The organism is Methanorbis rubei, assembly GCF_032714495.1.
In the GTDB taxonomy this organism is placed as follows: Archaea; Halobacteriota; Methanomicrobia; order Methanomicrobiales; family Methanocorpusculaceae; genus Methanocorpusculum; species Methanocorpusculum rubei.
This window is the reverse complement of the sequence record NZ_JAWDKB010000001.1, coordinates 77882-96806: the sequence shown is the minus strand read 5'-3', so window position 1 is coordinate 96806 and position 18925 is coordinate 77882. Positions and strand designations below refer to the sequence as shown.

The window sequence follows — 18925 nt, the reverse complement described above, 5'->3', positions numbered from 1 at the left end:
TTGGGGACGAGTTTAGTGTTCCGCAACGACACTGGTGCCGGAGTCCTGAGGAAACGAGGTCTGAGGTTTTTTGTGTGCATCCATCTCGGTAACAATCTCGTCGCCGAGCGCAAGAAGGGCTACACGGTGGAGGTTTTTGTTTTTGTGGATGTGGATAGGTGATATCTGCAGAGCGTCGTATTCCGCTGTAGATACGGTATTTCCGGAAACTGATTCGTAATATTTCTTAATCTGAACCATGAGCATATGTAAATGGAGCAACTCTTCTTTCTGCATATTTCAAAACACCTCGTATCAAAAGATTACTTACATTTGTCTGCTCATTTACAGATATAGGTTATTGGTGACGTTTATATCTGAGAAGTTGCGGGACCGGAAAACACACTGTAGCACGGTGAGTTCAACTGCATATAACGGCTTATTTCGACAAATAAACCGTGCGAATGAGAGAGCGCCGTCAGGAACACCTGCGCCCATATGAGGCTTTGGATGAGATTTATATCTGAGAATGATCGGATCTATGGCGGAATGTTTGGTGCGGCAGCAGGAGACGCGGTCGGTCTTACGTTTGAGGGGATGATGCCCGCACCCCGCCGCAACCTGAGTGTTACGGGCGGCGGACAGTTTCATCTGGTGAAAGGTGCGGCGACTGATGATACGCTGATGATGCTTGCGCTCGCGGAGTCCTGGAAAACCGGAAGGTTCGACCGCGACCTGTTTCTTCAAGCGATGATTCTGACGGTTGCTGAGGAGCCGCAGACATTTGGGAGGACGACAAAGATGCTGTGCTCTCTTCTGGAGCAGGGATGCTTTGCAGATGCCACAACGAAAGCGGTGGATATGATCTTCGGGAGCAGGACGGACGGCAGTGTGATGCGGACCCTGCCGGTCGGTCTGCTCTGTCCCCAAGAGAATGCGGCGGCAGAGGCACGGAGGGTGTCTGCATTCACGCACTTTGATCCGGCGGCGGGTGACTGCTGCGCTCTGGTTTCAGTGATGACGTCCGTGCTTCTCGCGGGAGGAAGCAAGGAAGAGGCATATGATGCCGGAGTTCGTGCTGCAGGGCGCGATGTTATGTCCGGGGAGCTCATACCCTCTATCGATGCGGTGGAGGCGACGCGATGTGCGGTGTTCTGTTTTATGGAAGGGAGCTCAATGCGGGATGTAGTCGAGCAGGCGGCTTCTCTTGGCGGCGATGCGGACACTATTGCCGCGATCGCCGGAGGACTTGCGGGCGTTTATTATGGAGTGGAGGATGTTCCAAAAGAGTGGAGGGAGATGATTCTGATCAGCGAGCGGGTGAGTGCGGCGGCGGAGATAATATGTGTTGCACGTTTTGGCTTCTCTTGAGGTAACCACAGAATGCACGGAAATATCACGGAGTTTCACTGAAAAAATAAAATTGCATTGCAAAAATGCACGGAGAACGCCTGCGGCGCCGGAATGCACGGAAAAATTACCGAGACAATTTATTCTCTTTTACTCTCTCAAAATATGAAAATATATTCCGTGCATTCCGGCGCCGCAGGCGTTCTCCGTGCATTTCATTTTTTCCGTGAAGCTCTGTGTACTCTGTGCATTCCGTGGTTACTCCGAGTGAGGTCAATGACAGAAAAATCCCAAACAATGAAACTCATCACCGCGTAACTCTCATCCCAAAAAAAAATTACGTTGGTACGTGCCGCAGCTCAACAAGTTTGAGATTCTTTTTTCCTTTCGGGCACATCTCATTGTAGGAGCCGAGAACCTCCAGCACCACATATCTGCCTTTGTCGGTCATGCCGTCAGGGTGGCAGAATCCATATCCTTTACAGAACCGGTCGTCGCAGACCGGCGTGTAGGTGATGCGGGTGCGCCGTGTTGCCTGACTGGTCGGGATGACCGCGGTTATCTCACACTCGGACACTTCAACAGCGACAGAGCCGCCAAGGTGAACCAGACATTCATGCTTTGTTGGTCTGACCGCAACAACGCGGTACCTGCGGCCTTCCTTGAGCTTTGCATTGTGGCAGACTTTAGCAACTTTACAGCTGCCGCATTCCGCGGCTTTGCCAGCGTAGACAAACTCTGCGCCTTCGTGGGCAAGGATGGACCCAACGATTGTTACAATCTTTTCAGTTTCGTCCATGATTTATTTACACCTCGTAGAGAGCTTTGACTGCCGCTTCCGCAGCCTCGCGGGTGACGCCGGTGTCAAAGATGGTGAACCGCTCAGGCCGAATCTCGCGCGCCCGAAGGACCGCCTGCAGACAGACTTCGTCGCTAATGCCGAGATCACTCGGAGTGGTTGGTGCGCCGATCAGTCGGAGTGAGTGGCGGATCGATTTCCAGTCGCCGCCGTGCAGGTACATGCCGAGGATCGTTCCAATACCACAGGCCTCGCCGTGAAGTGCTGCGCCCGGGGCAAGCCGTTCAAGCATATGCGCGAACTTGTGTTCGCCGCCTGAGGCAGGTCTTGAGCTTCCGGCAATGCTCATCGCAATTCCTGAGGAGAAGAGGGCCTTGACCACGATCCAGACAGCGGTCTCATCATAATGGGCGATGAGGCTCGCATTTTTCACGAGAATTTCTGCGGTGATCTTTGAGAGCGTCAGGGCATACTCGCTGATCGGCTCCCCAGTAAGGCGGTGGGACAGTTCCCAGTCAAGAATTGCGGTGTAGTTTGCGATGATGTCTGCGCATCCTGCGGCAAGGAGCCGGTGCGGTGCGGTTGCAATAACGCCGGTGTCGGCAACGATTGCAAGCGGGGGCTGGGCTGCAACACTGACGTTGCCTGCTTCTGTTACAACCGAGGCGCGGGAGGACGCGATGCCGTCATGGGACGCGGCGGTTGGGACGCTGATAAACTGGATGTCAAGATTGTAGGAGACCACTTTGGCGGTGTCAATCACACGGCCGCCGCCGACGGCAACGATCAGGACAGCGTGTGCTTTTTGCACAACGGTTTCGATGCGCTTGATCTCATCATACGTGATGCGGCCTACAATGCCTGTAACAAGGTCAAAGCCTTGTTCCTGCAGCAGATTCTGCACTTTTGTTCCGACGGTTTTCATGGTGGTGTCTCCTGACAGCAGCATGATCGGACCGTTAATCCCAAGGTCTGCAATAATGCCCGGAATCTGGAGAAGAGCGTCGTGACCAACGATCACGTTGCGCGGCATCTGAATCCATCGGGATTTGTCAAAGGTTTTATCCTTTAGTATCCTATTATTTTCTACGTTCACGGTCAGGGCCCCACATGTTTATTGGAATAAATGCGTTCATACAAAAATATTATATCGATGCAGTCCTGGAGGATCAGCCGTATAATATTTACTTGACGATCACGTGTGCAATCTTGTTGCTCGTCACCCTTTATCTTCTTTACCGCTGGACGCGGGCAAATAACATCAAGGTTGATACGCAGCTGATTGTTGCGACGATGCCGTTTGTGGTTTTCGGCGGCGTGCTTCGTGTTGTTGAGGATACCGGCTGCATCCCTGAGCCATGGTGGGTGCTGTTTGTTACGCCGCCGATATTTTTCGTTGTGCTGCTGTACACGATTTTCGTGCTGATTATCTCCCGGTCTCTTGAGACGCACGGGGTTGTTGAGTCGTATGCAAAGCCGTACTTCTGGATTGGTGTTGCGTCAAATCTTGTGACGTTGGCGTTTCTGTGCTGGTGGGGACTGACGCAGACTGAGCTTGCCCTCTGGGTTGCGGGATGTATTCTTGCGATGGCGGCGGCCGTGTCCCTGATTTTCTGGGCCTTGGTGCGCTACGGGTTGAACTGGGAGTATGTGACGCATCCGCTTTACAAGATTCTGATATTCGGTCAGCTGCTGGACGCGTCTGCGACAAGTTTTGCGCTGGAGCTGCATCCGATGCATTATATTGAGCAGCATGTTCTCGGCGACGGGCTGATTCAGCTGACGGGAACTGCGTTTGTGATGTTTCCGCTGAAGGTTGTTGTGCTGCTTCCTGCGATCTGGATTCTGGAGAAGTTCCGGAACGAGGAAGGGATGGATGAGATCTGGCATCTGGTGCTGCTTGCGATGATTACGGTCGGGTTTGCGCCGGGCGTGCGGGATATTTTAAGGATGGTGCTCTTCATCTGATGATGTCTGATCGGCGCATGTATCTGATCGCACTCGCGGTAGTAGCGGCCCTGTTCTTTGGGACCTGCTGCTACGGATACGTGTCGTCCATCAGTGAGCCGGACGCGGCTGACGATATTGTAGGAACATTTCAGAGCTCAACTACGGAGCTGGATACGGAGGCTCCGGCCCTGTTGTCCTGGCAGATTTTTTTTAATAATGTGAAGGTCTGCCTGATTCTTTTCATCGGAGGGGTGACATTTGGTGCGGTGACGCTGTTTGTGCTGGTCTCAAACGGGTATGTTATCGGCAATATTTCAGGCGTTATGCTTCGCGGATATGATCTGTCGGTGTTTGCGGCGACGATTGTTCCCCATGGTATTTTTGAGATTGCCGCGATGCTGATGGCGTCGGCCCTCGGATTGCAGATGGGCAGGTCACTGTATCTTGATGCGCAGGGCAGGGATAATGCAGGGACTACATGCCTTTGGTACGGCACGCGGTTTTTACTGGTTGTTCTGCCGCTTTTGGTAGTCGCGGCTCTTGTGGAGACGTTTGCAACGCCGGTGATTTCGGGGATGGTGCTTGATTGGTTGTGATGTGTGCTGGACGATCAGGAATTTGTTTGGGATTTTGTGTCCTTGGTTTCTCTAGAAGCAGCCACGGAGTGCACAAAACACTGTGATACCACAAAATGATTTAGTCGATTTTTTTTCTGGAAAAAGTAAGAGGGTAAGTGGTGAGCGTGGATTTGCGGTTTCCTTTTCTCATCATGCCCACTCGCCGCTTACCCACTTACTTTTTTCCAGAAAAAAATCGACTAAATCTTTTTGTGAGAGTACATTTTCAGTGAAGCTCCGTCTAATTCCGTGCATCACGTGATTATTCAAAACAAGACCACACGTCAAAGACCCATATCTCTCATAGAGTACGAAGGGTTTTCAGATATTTGGTGCAAAACCATTCAACAACCCGCAATCTTAAAACCGGAAAGAACAAACCTGTATGAAGATTTTGATGGACCAGACACTTCCCAAATCCGAGTCGAAGAACAGGATATCCAATCTTATTTCGGCGCTTGACTCCTCCGGCATGGGCTGGGACACGGCACTTGTTTTCAGCAGAGTAAGTCAGTATTATCTGACCGGCACCATTCAGGACGGAGTTCTCGTTCTGCGGCGGGATGGGGATGGGCAGTTTTTTGTGCGGCGCAGTTTTGAGCGGGCGAGGTCTGAGTCGCCGGTTGAGGAAATTTATCCGATGAAGAGCTACCGCGAGATGCGGGAGCATCTGCCGCAGGACCTTGGAAAAACATTTGTTGAGACCGAGCAGGTGCCGCTTGCAATGATGGAACGGCTGCGGAAGTACTTTTCCTTTGAAAATATTTTACCTCTGGACGCAGTTCTTCTGAACCTGCGGGCAGTGAAAAGTCAGTATGAACTCACGTTCCTGCGGGAAGCCGGCCGCGAGCATGACAAACTCTTCATGGAAGTTGTTCCTGAGATTGTGTACGAAGGAATGAACGAGGCACAGATGTTTGGCGAGCTCTACCGTGCGATGATGGATATGAACTATCAGGGAATTGTGCGGTTCTCCGGGTTTGGGACTGAGATGCAGATCGGCCAGATTGCTTTTGGCACGCAGACACTTGAGCCGACCAACTTCGACGGACCAGGCGGCATGGGCGGCATGTCTGCTGCGATTCCTTCGGTTGGAAGCCGCAGACGGGTTCTTGGAAAAGGGGATATGGTGTTTGTTGACATTGGCTACGGTATCGGCGGTTACCACACCGACAAGACGCAGGTCTACTCCTTTGGCGGACGGCTGCCTGAACATGCCCTCGAACTGCATGAGGAGTGCATCAGGGTTCAGAGGGACGCTGCCGCACTTCTTGCACCCGGAAACATTCCTTCAGAGATCTATGCAGAAATTGTCGCGAGTCTAAGCCCTGCACTTGCAGAGAACTTCATGGGATACAAAGAGCGCAGTGTTTCCTTCCTCGGCCACGGCATCGGCCTCGTGGTGAACGAGTGGCCGGTGATCGCACGAGGATTTGATGCGCCGCTTGCAGAGAACATGGTCATCGCTCTTGAGCCGAAGGCAGGTGTTGCGGGAGTCGGGACGGTTGGCGTTGAGGACACCTATGTGGTCAGGCCTGGCGGCGGGGAGTGCATCACCGGCGGCGGACGAAGTGTTATTGAGCTGTGAGCGGGTTTCTCACTACTAAAAAAATCATTTCTTTTTTTCTGTAGGTGGTCTCGCTTGGAGTAACCACGGAACACACTGAACACACGGAATTCCGTGTATTCAGTGTGTTCCGTGGTTGCCCCATATAAAACCAAGGACAGAGAATCCCTTTTTCTTATGCGATTTCATACCAACTTGCGCTTTTCAGAAAAAAAAGCCAACTAAATCTTTTTCTGAAAGTACATTGTTTAGTTGAATTCCATGTATTTAGTGTTTTTTCCGCGAAGTTGCGAGCATGCGTTCCGTTTTTTTGTGGGCGACTCGTGTTTCCTGACGAGGTGGCATCCGTGTTCTACTGCATACTGAAAAATGCAAAAACGGTTGGTTATCTTAATACTCTTTCGGCGCATAGATCTACTGCTTCAGGTGTATATACAACATGGCAGATGAAACGGAAGGATTACCGCCGCGGAATGATTTCAGCGCGTGGTATAATGAGGTTATCCGGCGTGCGGAGATCATGGATGTCCGCTATCCGGTCAAAGGACTATATGTGTGGTATCCGTTCGGATTTGCACTCCGCAACCATACCTACACGCTTCTGCGCACCCTCTTAAACCGGGATCATGAAGAAACATTGTTTCCGCTTCTGATCCCCGAGACTGAGTTCATGAAAGAGGCTGAGCACATCAAGGGCTTTGAGGACGAGGTGTACTGGGTTACGCACGGCGGTCTCTCACCGCTTGATGTCAAGCTCGCACTGCGCCCGACTTCAGAGACGGCAATTTACCCGATGTATGCGCTCTGGATCAGATCTCATGCTGACCTCCCGCTGAAACTGTATCAGGTTGTGAACACGTTCCGGTACGAGACAAAACACACCAGACCGTTGATCCGGCTTCGCGAGATCACCTCGTTTATGGAGTCCCACACCGTTCACGCAACCTGGGATGAAGCAAACGAGCAGGTCGAGTATGAACTTGGCCTGTCGCAGGAGTTCTACCGCGACCTCGGTGTCCCGATCATCATCTCAAAGCGGCCAGACTGGGACAAGTTCCCGGGCGCGGACTTTACGATGGCGGTTGATGCGGTGATGCCGGACGGCAGGACGCTTCAGATTGGGACGGTCCATCATCTCGGCGATCACTTCTCGAGAACGTTCGGCATCACGTATGAGGATGTGAACGGCGAGCAGCAGTTCGGTTCACAGACCTGTTATGGTATCTCTGAGCGGTGCATTGCTGCGGTGATCGGTGTTCACGGCGATGACAAGGGTCTGATCCTTCCGGCAACGGTTGCACCAACCCAGGTTGTGATCATTCCGGTGATTGTCGGAAAACGCGGCGATGAGATTCTTGCGGCAGTAAAAGATCTTGAGAAGGAGTTGAAGGCAGCAGGTATTCGCGTGAAGACGGATGCCCGCGACATGCGGCCCGGTGCGAAGTACTATCACTGGGAGCTGCACGGCGTCCCGCTCCGCGTGGAGCTTGGTCCCCGCGATCTCGACAACAAGCAGCTGGTCTGCGTGAACCGCCTCGGCGTGAAGACGGTTGTCCCGCGCGATGGGGCGGCAGAGTCGGTGAAGAAGCTTCTTGATGAGGCGCATGATCAGATTCTTGAGCGTGCGGAGAGTCATCTTGAGAGCCATCTGATGACGGCTGTAACTCCGGAGGAGTGTAATGAGAAGCTGGACGGCAATGTGGTGGTTGTGCACTGGTGCGGCTGCCGCGAGTGTGCGGACAAGCTTGAGGAGCTGACGAACTCGAGCCTTCTTGGAACAGAGGTTCGAAGCCAGTATGTAAAGAATGATGAGGGCACCTGCATTATCTGCGGTAAGCCCGGAACGGCTGCTCTTGTGGGCAGATCCTATTAATCATTTCCGAATACTGCGGGATTTTTCCCGCATTCAATTATTTCAATAGAGAAATTTCTGATATTTATGGATTCTATCGACAAATATGCAATGGAGCGGACTATCGGGTTCAAGGAACGCCGGTATATTGAGGAGCTCAGAATTTTAACGAGGGCGACGGCGTTCGACTGTCTGATCGATGACCGGTTTGAACGGATTATTTATGTGATTAAGCCGGGAGATATGGGTCTTGCGATTGGGAAGAACGGCGATAATATCAAGAAGATGTCGCGTGTTCTCGGGAAACGAATTGAGATGGTGGAGTTTGCGGAGAACCGCGAGCAGTTTGTTGCGAATATGTTCAAGCCTGCGGAGGTTTCTGCGGTGCAGTTTGGTGCGGATGATGAGCCGGTAACGGTGATTGTTCCTGAGAAGGGCGATGTTGGTATTGCAATCGGGAAGAACGGTTCTACGATTGAGAAGGCACGCCAGCTTGTCCAGAGGTTCTATGGGAAAGAGGTTGACGATATTGCGATTCCTGAGGAGGAGGATTTGTGATGGCTGATGCTTTGGTGTTTGATGAGCTTTGGGAGATTATCTGCGAGCGTGCGGATGTTGATCCAGGGAAGAAGTCGTATGTGCGGCATCTGCTGTTTCATGAGAAGGGGATTGATAAGCCGCTTGAGAAAGTAGGTGAGGAGGCCTTTGAGTTTGTGCTTGCGGTGAAGAACGGCCGTGAGGAGGAGATCGTCGGAGAGGCAGCTGATCTGCTGTTTCATGTGATGGTTGCGCTGAAGGCGGCTGATGTGGATTTTAGAAAAGTGGAAGAGGAGCTTGAGGTCCGGCGGGCCGGCATGCATCTCCACGACTGATTTTTTTTGCGTAATGATGTGCGTCGATGGTAGTATGTGAATACAGAGGAAAGCGAGAGCCACACATCTCCATGACTGATTTTTTTTGCGTAATGATGTGCGTCGATGGTAGTATGTGAATACAGAGGAAAGCGAGAGCCACACATCACCCAATCAAAAAAAGATCATCAAAAAAGCCGGACGCAGCGTCCCGCTGCCTCCGGCTTTCCCTCACGTTCACGAACCTTCGTAACGCGTATCGAACTTATCATTCAGCATGTGTTCTGTCACAACCGACCGCTCGGGAACAATAACCTCAGGCCACAGTCGTGTGCCTGAATGAATCGTCACCCCATTCCGCAGAACCGACCGCGGACCCACAACCGTATTATGCTCAATTGAGCAGTTATCACCGATCGTCGTATCAATATCAATAATACTCCCAGAAATCGTCGTATTCGCCCCAACAACCACACCATTGTAAATCGACGAAGAAAAGATCTTCGCATTACTCTTAATCATCACATTCTCACCGATACTCGTGTACGGACCGATAATCACATTCTCCCCGATCATAGCCCCTGACCCGATAAACACCGGACCAACCACACGCGACCCTGCACCAAGCGTAATACCATCACCAAACCGCACCGGGCCCGTAATATGCGCATCCTTCACATTCAGCGTACCGGACACACTCGTCAACGCATTCTCCTGCAGCTTCCACTTCTCTGCCGCACGCAGCATCACAGGATTACCCACATCAGTCCAGTTCCCGCGGGCAAGCCACCCGTTCAGCTGATACCCCCTCTCCATCAGAAGCGGGAACAGATCCTTCGCAAAATCAAACTTCACACCGGACGGAATAAACTCAAAAATCCGCGGATCGCACACATAAATGCCCGTGCTCGCAAGATTGGAAAAAATTTCTCCCGGAGAAGGCTTCTCGCGGAACCTGCGGATACGAAGCGACGCATCAATCTCCGCAATACCAAACTCGCGCGGATCCTCGATACTGATCAGCCCGATCGACGTAATCGCCGACGAATTCATGTGCTCGCGGTAAAACTCAAGAACATTCAGATCCGTCATATGATCCCCGCCCACAACAAGGAACGGCGCATCATTCAGATACTCCTCCGCATTCTTCACCGACCCTGCCGTTCCCAGCTTCACCTTCTCCGGCACATACGTAATCGTCGCACCGTACAGCGACCCATCGCCCAGAGCCTTCTGAATCTCATCACCAAGATAACCGATCGTAATAACAATATCCGTAAAACCAAGATTTGCAAGATGCGTCACTAAGTGAACAATAGACGGACTGTTCGCAATCGGAATACACGGCTTCGGCCGCTCAAAAGTCAACGGGCGAAGACGCGTACCCTCGCCGCCGCACATAATGCAGGCTTTCATATTATCTCTACTATTATGCACTCGTATCTATTGGTTGTATCCCCCACTCATGCGCGGCAGCACCACAAAGCCCATAAAATACAAACGTTAGCATGACACAAGTTAGCACGAGACATTTGTTTTTATATCACCTCAAGATCAACATCAGTAATAGCACAACACACCACAAAAGGTTTTGAAAAGGGAGGTCCCTTAAACCTGTGGTGTCCGTCACCGCAGGGGAAGATTGGGGCTCTTTTTCAGATGTTTTTTGCATTGTTGTGCCAACAAAACGGTGAATTACTATGGATATTGATACTGGTGCGACAGCCTGGGTACTGATTTCAGCCGCATTAGTACTGCTGATGGTGCCCGCAGTAGGCCTGTTCTACGGTGGAATGGTAAGAAAAAAGAACGTCATCGCAACCATGATGCTGTCTCTTACAGCCCTCGCCCTCGGCGTAATCCAATGGATCATCATCGGATACACCCTTGCGTTCGGCAGTGATATTGGCGGCCTCATAGGAAACCTTGAGTTCCTCGGACTCAACAACGTCTCAATCGACGGAGTAACCGGGGAAATTCCGGAGATGCTCTTCATCTGCTTCCAGATGATGTTCGCATGTCTGGCACTTGCAATCCTCTCCTCCGGAGTCGTTGGCAGAATTAAAATGTCGGCATACCTCATCTTCGGTGCAATCTGGCTCACAATCGTCTACGCCCCGCTCGCCCACTGGGCCTGGGGCGGAGGATGGGCAGGCCAGCTTGGAGCCCTTGACTTTGCTGGCGGAACAGTCGTTCACATCAGTTCCGGATTTGCAGCACTCGCACTCGCCGTCGTAATCGGCAGACGCCTCGGCTACGGAAATCAGGTCATGAACCCGCACAACATCCCGCTCACCCTCATCGGCGGAGTATTCCTCATCCTTGGATGGTTCGGATTTAACGCAGGAAGTGCGCTCGCCGCAAACAACATTGCCGCAAGTGCATTCCTCGTAACCGCAGTCGCCTGTGCTGCAGGGGCCCTCACCTGGATGGCGATATCATGGAAGAGCGGAAAGCCAAGTTCCCTTGGATTCATCACCGGAGCTATCGCAGGACTTGTCGGAATCACTCCCGCAGCAGGATTTGTCAACGTCGGCGGCGCTCTTGCAATCGGTATCATCACCGCAATAGTCTGCTATGCAGCCCTTACCTGGAGAATCAAGAAAGGACTTGACGACTCCCTTGACGCATGGGCAGTACATGGAATGGGAGGATTTGCCGGAGCAATCCTCACCGGAGTCTTCGCAATCACCGCAATCGGCGGAGTCGGCGGACTCATCGAAGGAAACATCACGCAGTTCGGCATCCAGATACTCGATGCATGTGTTGCAGTCATCTACGCATTCGGCGTTACCTTCCTCATCGCATGGGTGATCGACAAGATCATCGGCCTGCGGGTCACCGATGACGAAGAGTATGTCGGCTTGGATATCGCCCAGCACGGCGAGGTAGTAAACTAAATCAGAGGAGAACATTTACCATGAAAATGATCGTTGCAATCATCCGCCCGGAGAAGGTGGATGACGTAGTAGATGCCCTTGAAGCACAGAACATACCGGGAGTCACCATCACCGACGTCCGCGGACGCGGTGAACAGAGAGGAATCTGTCTGCAGTACCGTGCAGGAAAGATGCAGATCCACACGCTCCCAAAGACGAAACTCGAGATCGTTATCCCTGACAAAGATGTCGAGACAACCATCAAAACCATCCGCGAATATGCACGCACCGGCAAAAAAGGAGACGGACGAATCTTTGTCCTGCCGGTCGAGGCAGCGGCATGGGTCCGCACTGATGAGCTCATCATCGACTGACCCATTCATATTTTTTAATAGGATTTGCATGGTGTGGTTTTTCGGTATGCGATTTCACTTGGAATAACCACGGAATGCACGGAGTACACAGAGCTTCACGGAAAATATCAAAATGCACGGAGAACGCCTGCGGCGCCGGAATGCACGGAAAAAGATAAGGAAGTCGCCCATCACCTTGGTTCTTCCGTGCATTCCGGCGCCGCAGGCGTTCTCCGTGCATTTTTTACGAAGTTGTTTTCCGTGAAACTCCGTGGGTTCAGTGTGTTCCCGCGAAGCGGTGAGCAGGCCAAAGGCATGCGATACGTGGTTACTTTGAGCAAGACCAATGGCAGGAAAATCCCAAAAAATGAAACTCATCGTCGTATAAGTCATATTTAAAACACAAACTTCCAGCCGTCTGTTTTTAAAATCCTCTCAGCTTCCTGATAGTTCGGCATCAGCCGCTCCACCTCATCCCAGAAACTCTTCTGATGATGCCGGTACCGCTGATGCGCAAGCTCGTGAACAACAATATACTCGGCAACAATCTTTGGGCCGAGAAGCACGCGGGCATTTACAATAATACCATTCTTCGGCGTGCAGCATCCCCACTTCCGTTCCTGAAGCCGTATTCGAAGCTGCGGCGGCTCAACCCCTGCGAGCGGAGCATACTTGCCAATAATCTCCTCAAGCGGCGAAAACCCGATCCGCCGAAACAGCAGCACAATCATATCTTTCGCAACGTCCCGGGACGCATCAGGAGAAAATCCTTCGGGCACCGTCACCACAAAACAGTCGTCCAGAAACTCAGCCTTTGCAACTGCTCCAGCCTTTCGCACAACCGGATACTCAACACCAAAAAACGGCAGCATCTCCCCATCGATATAATTGCGGACGATGCCGACCCGGGACCCGTACTTCTTCACCTGAGTAAATATCCACTCAGCCTTCTCCTCCACAAGCATTCGCACCTTCTCGGGCGGCACCTGCTGGGGCATCCGCACAATAACACAGCCGTCAGGCTTCACCTCAACAGCCCACGACCTCCTCCGGCTGCTGTAGACAACCGTGTAGCTGATCGACTCCCCTTCCCAAACCACCGAACCAAAGCCCGTAACCTCCTCTGAGCGCATATGTGAATAATTATCTCTCCGTCACGCTAACATAAATAGAATATGTTAGTGCGCGCAATTGACCGTGAGGTTCTGGATCTTCTGCTTGAGATGGGCAGATCCAGCGCCCCCAATGAGTTCATCGTTATGACCGGCGCAGAAAAAGGCGTTATCACCACGGTGTATCCGATTGCGGGAACAACGGTCACGAGTGCAAGCGCCACAATCTTCATGGACATGATACCGCTCGGCATGCAGATAGCAGGGACCGCACACAGCCATCCGAACGGCGCACTCTGGCCTTCGGATGCCGACCTGCAGACCTTTGCCGAGACCGGTCAGTGCCACATCATCGTCGGCGACCCCTATGAACCGGACAGCTGGCGCTGTTTCGACCGCGAAGGACGCGAGCGGACACTGGAGGTAATCGGGTGAAGAGGATCGTTGCAACCGGCACATTTGATATTCTGCATCCCGGCCACCTCTTCTATCTCGAAGAGTCAAAAAAGCTCGGCGACGAACTTTGGGTGATCGTTGCAAGAGAACAGAACATTAAGCACAAACCTCTCCCGATTGTTCCGGAAGAGCAGCGCCTGAAGATGATTCAGGGTCTGCGCTGCGTTGACCACGCAGTCCTCGGCGACACGGTCGATATGTACCGCCCAATTGCAGAGATTGATCCTGACATTATCACACTCGGATTCAATCAGAAGTTTTCCGAGGAGAAGCTGATTACAGAGATGCGAAAGCGAAACATTCGCGCTGAGATCATGCGTATCGGAGACTTTTCCGGATGCAAATTCAACTCTTCAACAACGATTATCGACGAGGCTGTGAAACGGAGATGTGAGAAATGACAAAGTATTCTACAGACGAGGAAGTTCAGCGGCTGACCGAGTTCGTGAAAAAGAACGGCGGGGATGCGGTACGCATTCCAGCAGAGAAAGTGATCACCGGCGAGTGGGTCAGGATGAAATGCCTGTTTGGCTGCAACGGGTTCGGCAGACGTTTCTCCTGCCCCCCTTACACGCCGACGCCGTCGGAGACGCGGGCCGCGCTTGACTGCTACACCGATGCCCTGCTTGTCCGCTTCGAGGGGGATGTGGGGGAAACGACTCCTGAGCGGCTGGTCTCCCGTGAGATGACGCGGTATGTGCAAACCCTGATGCATGAGCTTGAAGAGATGGCATTTCATGACGGCTTTTACAAGGCCTTCAGCTACACCGGCCATCAATGCGGCTGGTGCGCAAAGTGCTGTGCAAAGGAGGAGAACGCAGTTATCACGGACTGCAAGAACCGCAGGAAGATGCGGCCCAGTATGGAGGCGGCAGGCATCGATGTGTATGCAACCTGCAAAAATGCCGGATGGGAACTTGAGGTTCTGGAGTGCACGCAGGTGGAAGGCGGGACGGTTCTGAATAAGCCGATGACGACCGTCATGCTGCTGCTTGTGGAGTAATATTTGGAAGAGGGATGTCTCTCTGGCACCTCCCAATATTTTTTTATTATAGATACGTCATTAATTCCCGATCAGAAACTCGATTAAAAATAGATTAAATCATCGGAGAGGGCGAACGTTTCATCCACGGTTTAATGAAATAGCAGTAATATGAGACAAGAGATAATATCACAAATAAAACTGGTATTACCACCACAATTGTGATGACTACGATCGGAACAATCGATGGATATGCATCAATAAAGGCCTGTGGAGTGACTTCCGCAATTTTGGAGAGAATAAACGGCCAAATACAGATGTATGCACAGGTACACCAAAAAAGAAGGCACGTAATAATACCATCACGAATAATTCCCTTTCTACCGGACAAATAATATGATTTGGCAGATGAGCTAAAACCAAAGAGTAAAAGAAATGTAAAAAAGATACACATAGAAAGTATCAACGCTGAAACTATCGCGAAACATACAATATCTCCATCATTAAATCCGGATGGTTTAAAGCCAATAATCTTGCTGGCACCGACAATAGTCATTGCAAAACATAACAAAAATACAACATCAAGACAACCAGTAACCACTGAATAAAATTTCCGTGTATTCAGGATATCTGGAATCATATTTTTCAAATATTCGGATAAATTCTGGAAATCAAACACATCAATATCACCATTATGGTCAAGCTTATCATCATTGATTTGTTTATTTTGTGGAGTTGGATCAAAGATGGGAGAAATTAAATGAAGATGACAGAATATAAGAAAGTACGCCAAACCCACCAGTACATAAATAAGAATGAGAATGTATAGGAAAGTCAACATGAAATTATCGCCAGATGCAGTCAGACTTTCAGAATCAATGATCTTTGATGAATTTTCATAATATGATGTGAACAACAGAGTGAATATTACTCCAAGAAAACCTAATATAATCGCTGTTTTTGTCCTCAGAGTATTAATTTCATTATAAATAGAGTGATACTTCTCAAGATAGACAGTATAGCTGAGCTCAGCATGTTTTTCCTCTGATGACTCCTGAAAAAATTTTCGAGTCCAATATCGTGAATGTGGAAGTCTCAATAGATATATCCTCTAAGTAAATCCTATACTTTTGAAATATTATATCTGTCGCTTACTCATTCAATTGATATTCCTCCGCACGGGCGAAACAAAAATGATCAATCACACATAAAAAAACATCACAAACAACAAAAAAATAAACCCAAAAAGGATGCCTTCACCCGGACTTGAACCGGGGACAACCAGATCTTCAGTCTGGTGCTCTCCCAACTGAGCTATAAAGGCCTGTGTGCCAATAATGTTGTCCTGAAAATTATATAAGAGTTATGATTTCACCATCCCTTTCATCTTATCTCGTCAAACAGCCAACATACTATCCAATGCCCTTCTCTTTCCGCAAAAAGTCTACCAAGGTAAAACCGGCTCTTCAGGAAAAAATTGTCGCGCGAACCACATCAATCGTGCACCTCACCCACAACGATCTCGATGCCGCAGGCTCAGATGCTGTCTGCCGGATGGTTCACGGAAACGATATTCTCACTCTCTTCTCCTCGGTCAACCGGTTCGGCTGGTTCGTCTCACAGGTTGGAGGATGCAACGGAAAAGAAGACACCCTCATAATCTCAGACCTCGGCTACCAGAACGGCATTGAGGATACTATCAGAAAAGCCCATGCAGCAGGCTGGAAAATTCAGTGGTACGACCACCACAAATGGACCGAAGAGGAAATGAACCGTGTCCGGCCCTTCGTCGTATCCCTTGAGGTCGACACGAGCCGCTGTGCAACAGGCGTTGTAGCAGAAGCACTCGCAAAAAATAACTCCACCGCAGCGGAAGTTGCCAGAGTTGTCTGCGACTACGATCTCTGGAAGCATGAATATCCCAGCTCGGCAGTTCTCGGAATGGTGACATCCAAACGCGAAAACCTCGAACTCATCCGCGACAAGTTCGTCGAAGGCGTAATCATCGATGAAGAGGTCGAAAAGATCTTCGAAGGAATCGAACGCGACAAGAATGCCTGCATCAAAAAAAGCATCAGACATGCAAAAATATTCCGCGGAAAACATGTCATTGCCGTGATGCCTGCCTACGGCTACCCCAGTGAAACGGCAGCCGCCGCACGAAAAGAGCTCGGCTGCACCATGGAAGTTCTGGTCTTTGACAATGGAAAGTTCTCTCTCAGAAGCGTTGAGCCATTAAGTCACCTCATCGCAAAAAAGTTCAACGGCGGCGGCCATCCAAACGCATCCGGCGGAAGCTTCACCTACGGCTGGAAGGAGAAATGGATGCTCAAACTTTTCGGACGGGTTTCCTGTGCGAAAGAGTTTGTAGAGACTGCTGAGAGCATTTGAAAAATTTTGAAATTGTGAACAGGAATTTTTCAAAAAAAAAATAATTTTCGTTTTTAGGAATTTTTGTATGTGATTTTGTTTTTGGAGTAAACGCGAAAAACGGGATAGTAGTATAAGGAGGTGGGGGGTTCCTGTGACGTTTCGCTTGGAGTAACCACGGAACACACGGAATTCCACGGAATTCCACGAAAAAAACACCGAATACCGCTTCGCTTACGGAAAACACGGAAAGACTAAGAGTACGGGGTATACGTGTGATACCACGAAAAGATTTAGTCGATTTTTTTCTGGAAAAAAGTAATCGGATAAGTGGTGAGCGTGGTTTCGCTTGAAAAAAAACCGCAAATCCACGCAAATCTCGCTCGCTGATGCTCGCTCAGCAAATCGCATTTGTGGAGCCCGAAGGGCGAGATTTGCGCGGATTTGCGGTTTTCTTTTCTCATCATGCCCACTCGCCACTTACCCACTTACTTTTTCCAGAAAAAAATCGACTAAATCTTTTTGTGAGAGTACATTTTTCCGTGGAATTCCGTGTGTTCAGTGTGTTCCGTGGTTACCCCAAACAAGGCCAAAAACAGAAAAATCCCATCTCCTTATACAATCCGCCATTATCAACCCCCAAAAAACATCACCATACACAAAGCTCTTTTTACCACCAAATCCCTAACTAACAATCAATGAAATCAGCTCTCTCCTCACCTCTCACAATCATCTGCGACACGGACGCCTGCACCTCCTGCGGCCTCTGCGCAACCATATGCACCACAAGAAAAATCACCGGTGAAAAAGGAAAAAATCCTGACATCAACAATGCAGGCCCCTGCATCTCCTGCGGCCACTGCATCGCAGTATGTCCCGCAAACGCACTCTCAACCAGCACCAAGACCTTCACCTCACCGGAAAACATCGAAGCATACCACTCCGGGCTTGACGCAGACATCCTCGCACAGTACCTCAAAAGCCGCCGCTCGATCAGAACATGGAAAGATAAGCCGGTAGCAAAAGAGGATCTCGACCGCCTCCTTGACATCGCCGCATACGCCCCATCTGCTGCGAACATCCATCCGGTCAAATGGGCGGTCACAGCAGATCCGAAAAAAGTACAGGAATTCGCCAAAGCCTCGGTCGCATACCTCAAAACCCTTCCCGCAGATCATCCCGCAGCAGGAATTGCACAAATGCTCATCGCCGGAGCTGATGCCGGAGGCGACCCGATCTGCCGAAATGCTCCCGCACTCTTGATCGCAGCATCTGAATCAGGTCAGGACTTCGGACTCATCGACAGCATCATCGCCCTCTCCTACATCGACATCTTTGCTCCTTCACTAAAAATCGGCACCTGCTGGGTAGGCTACGTCATGCTGATGCTCAACCTCAAGCCAGACCTTGGAAAAATTCTCGGCATACCGGATAACTGGACACCGCAGTACGCCATGCTTGTTGGATATCAGGGTGTTGCATTCTCACAGATTCCGCCAAGAGAAACTCCTGAGATCATCTGGAACTAAAACCAATTTTGCCTATAAATTCGTTTATTGGCAAACACTGCTCGGCATTGTTCATTGCTCCGCCCACGGAAAACACGGACCACACGGATATTTCACAGAAAAATATCACGGAGCAGACGAGAACATCACGGAAATGAATTGTTTTCGGATTCAGTGGTGTTCACGTCTGCTCCGTGATGTTTTTATTTCTGTGTTTTCCGTTTTTCCGTGGGAGGGAGAGGTTAATGGACAACACCACTAAAACCACAAAAAAAATTTTTTTCAAAAAAATCAGAGGAG

At 50.4% G+C, this 18925-nt stretch carries 21 protein-coding genes and 1 tRNA gene; 14 read left to right on the top strand and 8 right to left on the bottom strand.

What is annotated here, in order from left to right; all coding sequences use genetic code 11:
* Positions 1–12: 12 nt before the first annotated feature.
* Positions 13–276 carry a UPF0058 family protein gene (locus McpCs1_RS00520; protein ID WP_338095308.1) on the bottom strand — a complete coding sequence of 88 codons (264 nt, stop codon included), beginning with the start codon at positions 274–276 and terminating at the stop codon, positions 13–15.
* Positions 277–489: 213 nt separating this feature from the next.
* On the opposite strand from McpCs1_RS00520, the gene McpCs1_RS00515 reads away from it, so the two are divergent.
* Positions 490–1350: an ADP-ribosylglycohydrolase family protein gene (locus McpCs1_RS00515; protein WP_338095307.1), complete on the top strand. Its 861-nt coding sequence runs from the start codon at positions 490–492 to the stop codon at positions 1348–1350.
* A gap of 316 nt (positions 1351–1666) precedes the next feature.
* On the opposite strand, the gene McpCs1_RS00510 is transcribed toward McpCs1_RS00515, so the two are convergent.
* Complete coding sequence (locus tag McpCs1_RS00510; RefSeq protein WP_338095306.1) at positions 1667–2128, bottom strand: UPF0179 family protein; 462 nt, start codon at positions 2126–2128, stop codon at positions 1667–1669.
* A gap of 7 nt (positions 2129–2135) precedes the next feature.
* Positions 2136–3224, bottom strand: coding sequence for an NAD(P)-dependent glycerol-1-phosphate dehydrogenase (locus tag McpCs1_RS00505; protein ID WP_338095305.1), 1089 nt, complete (start codon positions 3222–3224; stop codon positions 2136–2138).
* A 14-nt stretch (positions 3225–3238) separates the two neighbouring features.
* Between McpCs1_RS00505 and McpCs1_RS00500 the strand changes: the two genes are divergently transcribed.
* From McpCs1_RS00500 to hisE, 6 genes are all read left to right on the top strand, one after another.
* Positions 3239–4096, top strand: coding sequence for a DUF63 family protein (locus McpCs1_RS00500; RefSeq protein WP_338095304.1), 858 nt, complete (start codon positions 3239–3241; stop codon positions 4094–4096).
* Positions 4096–4674 carry a stage II sporulation protein M gene (locus tag McpCs1_RS00495; protein WP_338095303.1) on the top strand — a complete coding sequence of 193 codons (579 nt, stop codon included), beginning with the start codon at positions 4096–4098 and terminating at the stop codon, positions 4672–4674. The genes McpCs1_RS00500 and McpCs1_RS00495 overlap by 1 nt, the downstream gene beginning before the upstream one ends.
* A 406-nt stretch (positions 4675–5080) precedes the next feature.
* Entirely contained in the window at positions 5081–6283 is a 1203-nt protein-coding gene (locus tag McpCs1_RS00490; RefSeq protein ID WP_338095302.1) for a M24 family metallopeptidase, read from the top strand.
* Positions 6284–6701: 418 nt separating this feature from the next.
* Positions 6702–8135: a proline--tRNA ligase gene (proS, locus tag McpCs1_RS00485; protein ID WP_338095301.1), complete on the top strand. Its 1434-nt coding sequence runs from the start codon at positions 6702–6704 to the stop codon at positions 8133–8135.
* A gap of 90 nt (positions 8136–8225) precedes the next feature.
* Positions 8226–8672: a NusA-like transcription termination signal-binding factor gene (locus tag McpCs1_RS00480; protein WP_338095570.1), complete on the top strand. Its 447-nt coding sequence runs from the start codon at positions 8226–8228 to the stop codon at positions 8670–8672.
* The gene (gene hisE / locus McpCs1_RS00475; protein WP_338095300.1) at positions 8672–8986 is read left to right on the top strand and encodes a phosphoribosyl-ATP diphosphatase; all 315 of its coding nucleotides are present in this window, start codon (positions 8672–8674) and stop codon (positions 8984–8986) included. The genes McpCs1_RS00480 and hisE overlap by 1 nt, the downstream gene beginning before the upstream one ends.
* Positions 8987–9202: 216 nt before the next feature.
* Here hisE and McpCs1_RS00470 read toward each other — a convergent pair whose 3' ends face one another.
* Complete coding sequence (locus McpCs1_RS00470) at positions 9203–10381, bottom strand: sugar phosphate nucleotidyltransferase (RefSeq protein WP_338095299.1); 1179 nt, start codon at positions 10379–10381, stop codon at positions 9203–9205.
* 284 nt (positions 10382–10665) lie between these two features.
* Here McpCs1_RS00470 and McpCs1_RS00465 point away from each other — a divergent pair, with 284 nt between their 5' ends.
* Positions 10666–11865, top strand: coding sequence for an ammonium transporter (locus McpCs1_RS00465; protein ID WP_338095298.1), 1200 nt, complete (start codon positions 10666–10668; stop codon positions 11863–11865).
* A gap of 20 nt (positions 11866–11885) precedes the next feature.
* Positions 11886–12218, top strand: coding sequence for a P-II family nitrogen regulator (locus tag McpCs1_RS00460; RefSeq protein WP_338095297.1), 333 nt, complete (start codon positions 11886–11888; stop codon positions 12216–12218).
* A gap of 54 nt (positions 12219–12272) precedes the next feature.
* Here McpCs1_RS00460 and McpCs1_RS00455 read toward each other — a convergent pair whose 3' ends face one another.
* The gene (locus tag McpCs1_RS00455; protein ID WP_338095296.1) at positions 12273–12590 is read right to left on the bottom strand and encodes a hypothetical protein; all 318 of its coding nucleotides are present in this window, start codon (positions 12588–12590) and stop codon (positions 12273–12275) included.
* A 2-nt stretch (positions 12591–12592) separates the two neighbouring features.
* Entirely contained in the window at positions 12593–13330 is a 738-nt protein-coding gene (locus McpCs1_RS00450) for a M48 family metallopeptidase (protein WP_338095295.1), read from the bottom strand.
* A gap of 42 nt (positions 13331–13372) precedes the next feature.
* On the opposite strand from McpCs1_RS00450, the gene McpCs1_RS00445 reads away from it, so the two are divergent.
* From McpCs1_RS00445 to McpCs1_RS00435, 3 genes are read left to right on the top strand one after another with little or no spacing between them, the layout of a single operon-like run.
* Entirely contained in the window at positions 13373–13744 is a 372-nt protein-coding gene (locus McpCs1_RS00445; protein ID WP_338095294.1) for a Mov34/MPN/PAD-1 family protein, read from the top strand.
* Positions 13741–14166, top strand: a complete 426-nt coding sequence (locus tag McpCs1_RS00440; protein ID WP_338095293.1) for an FAD synthase family protein — start codon at positions 13741–13743, stop codon at positions 14164–14166. Before McpCs1_RS00445 ends, McpCs1_RS00440 begins: the two co-directional genes overlap by 4 nt.
* Complete coding sequence (locus tag McpCs1_RS00435; protein ID WP_338095292.1) at positions 14163–14768, top strand: DUF2284 domain-containing protein; 606 nt, start codon at positions 14163–14165, stop codon at positions 14766–14768. The genes McpCs1_RS00440 and McpCs1_RS00435 overlap by 4 nt, the downstream gene beginning before the upstream one ends.
* Positions 14769–14862: 94 nt before the next feature.
* Here McpCs1_RS00435 and McpCs1_RS00430 read toward each other — a convergent pair whose 3' ends face one another.
* Together McpCs1_RS00430 and McpCs1_RS00425 are read right to left on the bottom strand one after the other, a co-directional pair.
* A complete protein-coding gene (locus McpCs1_RS00430; protein ID WP_338095291.1) occupies positions 14863–15846 on the bottom strand; it encodes a hypothetical protein in 984 nt (327 codons plus the stop codon).
* 152 nt (positions 15847–15998) lie between these two features.
* Positions 15999–16071: transfer RNA gene (locus tag McpCs1_RS00425), tRNA-Phe, on the bottom strand.
* A gap of 95 nt (positions 16072–16166) precedes the next feature.
* On the opposite strand from McpCs1_RS00425, the gene McpCs1_RS00420 reads away from it, so the two are divergent.
* Together McpCs1_RS00420 and McpCs1_RS00415 are read left to right on the top strand one after the other, a co-directional pair.
* On the top strand, positions 16167–17138 hold the full coding sequence (locus McpCs1_RS00420; RefSeq protein WP_338095290.1) for a DHH family phosphoesterase: 972 nt from the start codon (positions 16167–16169) through the stop codon (positions 17136–17138).
* Positions 17139–17815: 677 nt separating this feature from the next.
* A complete protein-coding gene (locus tag McpCs1_RS00415) occupies positions 17816–18646 on the top strand; it encodes a nitroreductase family protein (protein WP_338095289.1) in 831 nt (276 codons plus the stop codon).
* The last annotated feature ends 279 nt before the right edge of the window (positions 18647–18925 follow it).